At 72.3% G+C, this 6,583-nt stretch carries 4 protein-coding genes; all 4 read left to right on the top strand.

What is annotated here, in order from left to right; genetic code table 11:
- The first annotated feature begins 327 nt into the window (after positions 1-327).
- A complete protein-coding gene (locus EES43_RS05010) occupies positions 328-1,992 on the top strand; it encodes a CTP synthase (RefSeq protein ID WP_124267563.1) in 1,665 nt (554 codons plus the stop codon).
- Positions 1,993-2,075: 83 nt separating this feature from the next.
- The gene (locus EES43_RS05005) at positions 2,076-2,702 is read left to right on the top strand and encodes an NUDIX domain-containing protein (protein WP_124267562.1); all 627 of its coding nucleotides are present in this window, start codon (positions 2,076-2,078) and stop codon (positions 2,700-2,702) included.
- 291 nt (positions 2,703-2,993) lie between these two features.
- A complete protein-coding gene (locus EES43_RS05000) occupies positions 2,994-5,126 on the top strand; it encodes a tetratricopeptide repeat protein (protein ID WP_124267561.1) in 2,133 nt (710 codons plus the stop codon).
- A gap of 145 nt (positions 5,127-5,271) precedes the next feature.
- Positions 5,272-6,387 (top strand): alanine dehydrogenase, encoded by a 1,116-nt coding sequence (gene ald / locus EES43_RS04995; RefSeq protein WP_124271792.1) that lies wholly within the window; start codon positions 5,272-5,274, stop codon positions 6,385-6,387.
- The last annotated feature ends 196 nt before the right edge of the window (positions 6,388-6,583 follow it).

Genomic DNA, 6,583 nt, shown 5'->3' with positions numbered 1-6,583 from the left:
CCTGGGTGCTGCCGCCGTCCGGCCGTCTCGGCAGAGAGTGTCCGAGCAGGATACGACGCACCCGCAAGATCCGCGCGACGGTCTCCGCAACATCTCTGAGCTGATCGGGTGGGACGTGAAACGACTGGGGGGAAGGTGTGAGGCCGCTGTGCAGGCAGTGGCCGGAAGCAGCCCCTCCCCGTCGCTGTTACCCTGGTAGCCCGTGGACCGGTGGTCGTTCGCGACAGCGGACGAGGCCCCCGAACCGCAGCGACGGCACCGCCGGCAACCCCGGTTCGGCGGCCGGTACGCACCTCACGATCGCGACCACGGGAGCCCCCTTTGGCTATGCAGCCCACATCCACGACGACCAAGCACATCTTCGTCACCGGGGGTGTCGCCTCCTCCCTCGGCAAGGGTCTGACTGCCTCCAGCCTGGGTGCTCTGCTCAAGGCACGGGGCCTGCGGGTCACCATGCAGAAGCTCGACCCCTACCTCAACGTCGACCCGGGCACGATGAACCCCTTCCAGCACGGCGAGGTGTTCGTCACCAACGACGGCGCCGAGACCGACCTGGACATCGGCCACTACGAGCGCTTCCTCGACGTGGACCTCGACGGCTCCGCCAACGTGACCACCGGCCAGGTCTACTCGCAGGTCATCGCCAAGGAGCGGCGCGGCGAGTACCTGGGCGACACGGTCCAGGTCATCCCGCACATCACCAACGAGATCAAGCACCGCATCCGCCGCATGGCCACCGACGACGTGGACGTCGTCATCACCGAGGTCGGCGGCACGGTCGGCGACATCGAGTCGCTGCCGTTCCTGGAGACCGTGCGCCAGGTCCGCCACGAGGTGGGCCGGGACAACGTCTTCGTCGTGCACATCTCGCTGCTGCCCTACATCGGCCCCTCCGGCGAGCTGAAGACCAAGCCCACCCAGCACTCGGTGGCGGCCCTGCGCAACATCGGCATCCAGCCGGACGCCATCGTGCTGCGCGCCGACCGCGACGTCCCCACCTCCATCAAGCGCAAGATCTCGCTGATGTGCGACGTCGACGAGGCGGCGGTCGTCGCGGCGATCGACGCCAAGTCGATCTACGACATCCCCAAGGTGCTGCACACCGAGGGCCTGGACGCCTACGTCGTGCGCAAGCTCGACCTGCCGTTCCGGGACGTCGACTGGACCACCTGGGACGACCTGCTGGACCGGGTGCACAACCCCGACCACGAGGTCACCGTCGCCCTGGTCGGCAAGTACATCGACCTGCCCGACGCCTACCTCTCGGTCACCGAGGCGATCCGCGCCGGCGGTTTCGCCAACAAGGCCCGGGTCAAGGTCAAGTGGGTCACCTCCGACGACTGCCGCACCCCGGCCGGCGCGGCCGAGCACCTGGGCGACGTCGACGCGATCTGCATCCCCGGCGGCTTCGGCGAGCGCGGGGTGGACGGCAAGGTCGGCGCCATCCGCCACGCCCGCGAGAACAGGATCCCGCTGCTCGGCCTCTGCCTGGGCCTCCAGTGCATCGTGATCGAGGCGGCGCGCAGCCTCGCCGAGATCCCCGACGCCAACTCCACCGAGTTCGACGCCGCCACCTCCCACCCGGTCATCTCGACGATGGAGGAGCAGCTGGCCTACGTCGAGGGCGCGGGCGACCTCGGCGGCACCATGCGGCTCGGCCTCTACCCGGCCAAGCTCGCCGAGGGCTCCCTGGTGCGCGAGGCGTACGCCGGCGAGCCGTACGTGGAGGAGCGCCACCGCCACCGCTACGAGGTCAACAACGCCTACCGCGGCGAGCTGGAGAAGAAGGCCGGACTGGTCTTCTCCGGCACCTCCCCGGACAACAAGCTCGTCGAGTACGTCGAGTACCCCCGCGAGGTCCACCCCTACCTGGTCGCCACCCAGGCGCACCCGGAGCTGCGCTCGCGTCCGACCCGCCCGCACCCGCTCTTCGCGGGTCTGGTGAGGGCCGCCGTCGAGCGCCGGCTCGCCGCGGGCGGCACGGCCGGATAACGCCGAGGCACTACGGTTGACCGGGGTACGGATCCGCAGCGGATCCGTACCCCGGTTTCTGCTTTGTTCACGGGAGGACGTACATGGGTATCCAGGACACGCCCGAGGAATGGCGGGTCACCGCGAGCGTGACTCCCTTCACCGGCAACAAGACCAGCGTCCGCACCGACGACGTGGTGATGCCGGACGGCGCCGTCGTGCACCGCGACTACCAGGTCCACCCCGGCTCCGTCGCGGTCCTCGCGATCGACGACGACGACCGCGTGGTCGTCCTGCGCCAGTACCGCCATCCGGTGCGCCACCGGCTCTGGGAGATTCCGGCCGGGCTGCTCGACGTCCCCGGGGAGAACCCGCTGCACGCCGCCCAGCGCGAGCTGTACGAGGAGGCGTACGTCAAGGCCGAGGACTGGCGGGTGCTGACCGACGTCTACACCACGCCCGGCGGCTGCGACGAGGCGGTGCGGATCTTCCTGGCCCGGGACCTCTCCGAGGCGCAGGGCGAGCGTTTCGCGGTCGCCGAGGAGGAGGCCGACATGGAGCTGGCCCGGGTGCCGCTGCCCGAGCTGGTGCGCTCGGTGATCGCGGGGGACCTGCACAACAACTGCCTCGTCGTCGGCGTGCTCGCGCTGACCGCCGTTCTGGCCGGCGACGGCGTGGACTCGCTGCGGCCCGCCGAGGCGCCGTGGCCGGCCCGCCCCTTCGAGGTCTGACGGCCCGTCCGCCCCGGCTCTCGTCCGCTCCGACTCTCGTCCGCTCCGACTCCCGTCCGCTCCGGTTCCCGTCCGCCGGGCCGGACGGGAACCGGCTCCCCACGGCACCGACTCCTCACGGCACCGACTCCTCACAGACGGATGATCGTAAGAAATGCTGATCCGATCGGGGGAGGTTCGGTGCGGTCCCGCCCCGTGCCGCAGTGATCATCACCACAGCTGAACTACGCTCGAAAGGCCCCGACCGGAGTTCCGGCGGGCACCCGCGTGCAGCGAAGTGGAGCGTGGCTCGTGACCGATCAGGCGGTGGACACCAGCGGCCCGGCCGAAGCTGCGGGAACCGAGGAGCCGCCCGGCGCCGCCCCGCCCCGATTCTTCGGCAGAGAACGCGAGTTGAAAGCCCTGCGGGCGGACATCGAGCGCGCCGGACTGGACACCCTGGCCGGCCGCAAGGCGCCCCGCGCCCGGGTGCTGCTCATCGCGGGACGCCCCGGTTCCGGCCGCAGCGCGCTCGCCGAGGCGCTGGCCGGCGCCCTCTGCGGAACCGATGTCCGCCGCGCCCCGGAGAGCGGGACGGGCGCGCTTCCGTGGGCCGTGCCCGGCACGGGCTCCGGCGACTACCCCGACGGCATCCTGCGCGTCGGCCTCACCCGCCCCGGCGGCGAACGCGTCGCCACCGAGCAGACCGCGCAGGAGATCCTCGGCCTGCTGGAGCTGGCCGTGCCGCCCGGCGCGGGCCAGGACGAACTCTCCGGGATGGTCCGCGCGGCCCTCGCCGCGCGCCGGGTCGTCCTGGTGCTCGACGACGCGGTCGACGCCGAGCAGGTCGACCCGCTCCTCCCGGACGACCCGGACTGCCTGGTCGTCGCGACCGCCACCGGCCCCCTGACCGGAGTCCCCGACGTACGGCCCTGCGCCCTCGGCGGCCTGGAGGCGGGCGCCTGTGTCCGGCTGCTCGCCCGCGCCATCGGACAGGTGCGCATCACCGTCGACCCGCGCACCGCCGAAGCCCTCGCCGAGGCGTGCGGCGGACAGCCGGCCGCGCTCGTCCTGGTCGGCGGCTGGCTGGCCGCGCACCCCATGGCCACCGTCGCCGACGTCGCCAGGCGACTGCGCGAGCTGCCGGACTCCGACGAGCAGCAGCCCGCGGGCGCCCGCCCGCTGGCCCGCGCGCTCCGCCTGGTCCACGATTCCCTGCCGCAGGCCGCCGCCCGGATACTGCGGCTGCTGGCCCTCGCCCCCGCCGGACTCGCCGACGCCCACACCGCGTCCGCGCTGGCCGGCTGCTCGATCTCGGCCGCGGAGTCGACGCTGGAGGACTTCGTACGGCTGGGCCTGCTGCGCACCGACGGAGCCGCGCACCCGCAGTACGGGGTGCCCGGCTGCCTCGCACCCCTGCTGCGGGCGCTGATGGAGGACCGGGACCGGCCCGCCGAGATCCAGCTGGCCCGCGCCCGGATGCTGGAGCGGACCGTGCGCCGGCTCCAGTCCTGCCGGGCGGTCACCGAACCGGAGGACTCGGGCGCGCGGCGCAGGCTCGCCGGGCTGCCCCGCTCGCTGCGCTTCCCGAACGCCGAGGAGGCGGGCGTCTGGCTCCGGCTGCGCCAGCCCGCTCTGCTCGCCTCCGCCCGGCTCGCCGTGGCGGACGGCGAACTGGACACCCTGGCCCGCCGGCTGGTGGCCGCGCTGGTGCGGGCCCTCGCGGCGCACCGCGGCACCGAGGACGCGGCCCCGGAGCTGTACGGGCTGCACAGCCTGGTGCTGGACGTCGCCGTGCGCCGCGACCTGCCCCGCGAGCGGGCCGCGGCGCTGCTCAACCTCGCCGACCTGGACGCCAGGACCGGCCGCACCCGGGACGCCCTGACCCGCTACCGGGCCGCGCTGGACGCCGGACGGGCGGCCCGCGACCTCTACGCGACGGGGCGCGCGATGGAATCCGTAGGCGGGGCGTACGCCGAACTCGGCGACTTCCACCGGGCCGCCGACTGGTACGGCAGGGCGCTCGCCCAGCGCCTGACCCAGGGGGAGCGGGCGGACGAGGCGCGGCTGTACGGACGGCTCGGCGCCGTCCACACGTACGCCGGGCGCTACGGCGAGGCGCTGCGGAACTGGCGGGCCGCGGCGGCCGGGCACCGCAGGCTCGGCGACCTGGCGGCCCAGGCGCGGGCGGTGAGCGAGGCCGCCCGGGTGCAGGAGTACGCGGGCCGCCCGCAGGAGTCGTTGCAGACCTGCCGGGAGGCCGTCGAGCTGGCCCGGCGGGCCGACGACGTGCGCCTTCAGGCGGCGCTCCAGCTCCGGCTGGCCGACACGCTGGACCGGCTCGGCGACCCGGCCGCCGCCGGTCTGCATCGCGGTGCTGCCGACAGATTGCTGGGTGGAGAGGGTGCAGCCTACGAAATCCGCAGTCCTTCGGCGGAAAATTAATGCTTTGTAAGGCTAGACAGCGCGTCGTCCTTCATTAGACTGGCTCTGCCGCGATACTCCGTGGCGTCTCCATTTACGCTGTTTTTGTCTGGGTCTGTACTGCTGTGCCCGGACGCAACCCTCCGAGCCAAGGACCGTGATCGACGTGAAGGTCGGCATCCCCCGCGAAGTCAAGAACAACGAGTTCCGGGTGGCGATCACCCCTGCCGGAGTGCATGAGCTCGTCCGTCACGGCCACCAGGTCGTCATCGAGCGGAACGCCGGCGCCGGCTCCTCCATCACGGACGAGGAGTACGTGGCGGCCGGAGCGGGCATCCTGGCCACCGCGGACGAGGTGTGGGCCGCCGCCGACCTGCTGCTGAAGGTCAAGGAGCCCATCGCCGAGGAGTACCACCGCCTCCGCAAGGGCCAGACGCTCTTCACGTACCTGCACCTCGCCGCCTCCCGCGAGTGCACCGACGCGCTGCTGGAGTCCGGCACCACCGCCATCGCGTACGAGACGGTCGAGACCGCGAACCGCGCCCTCCCGCTGCTCGCCCCGATGTCCGAGGTCGCGGGCCGCCTCGCCCCGCAGGTCGGCGCCTACCACCTGATGCGCTCGGTCGGCGGTCGCGGCGTGCTGCCCGGCGGCGTGCCCGGCACGGCGGCCGGCAAGGCCGTCGTCATCGGCGGCGGCGTCTCCGGCTGGAACGCCACGCAGATCGCCGTGGGCCTCGGCTTCCACGTCACGCTGCTCGACCGCGACATCAACAAGCTGCGCGAGGCCGACAAGATCTTCGGCACCAAGGTGCAGACCGTCGTCTCCAACGCCTTCGAGCTGGAGAAGGCCGTCGTCGAGGCCGACCTCGTGATCGGCGCCGTCCTGATCCCCGGAGCCAAGGCCCCGAAGCTGGTCACCAACGAGCTCGTCGCCAAGATGAAGCCCGGAAGTGTCCTTGTCGACATCGCGATCGACCAGGGCGGCTGCTTCGAGGACTCGCACCCGACCACTCACGCCGAGCCGACCTTCCCGGTCCACGGGTCCGTCTTCTACTGCGTCGCCAACATGCCCGGCGCGGTGCCGAACACCTCGACGTACGCCCTCACCAACGCCACGCTCCCCTACATCGTGGAGCTGGCGAACCGCGGCTGGGCCGACGCCCTGCGCCGCGACGCCGCCCTGGCCAAGGGCCTCAACACCCATGAGGGCCAGGTCGTTTACCGCGAGGTGGCCGAGGCGCACGGCCTCCCGCACGTCGAGCTGAGCAGCCTGCTCGGCTGACGGGTCAACGCCTCCCGTCAACATCGCTCGTCCGGCCGGACCTTGCCGAGCAAGGTCCGGCCGGAGGCGTGTCGGGGCCCCGCGAGGTCCTCGCGCAACTCGCCTCGAAGGTAACCCTTCTCCCCATTCGTGCCCCGGTGAAATGTGCGGCTTGCTCGCTGTGCACCCTTGACAGGGAGGTGTTCGATTGCCGACA

The organism is Streptomyces sp. ADI96-02 (assembly GCF_003846185.1).
Taxonomy (GTDB): Bacteria; Actinomycetota; Actinomycetes; order Streptomycetales; family Streptomycetaceae; genus Streptomyces.
This window is presented reverse-complemented; position numbering and strand designations above follow the sequence as displayed.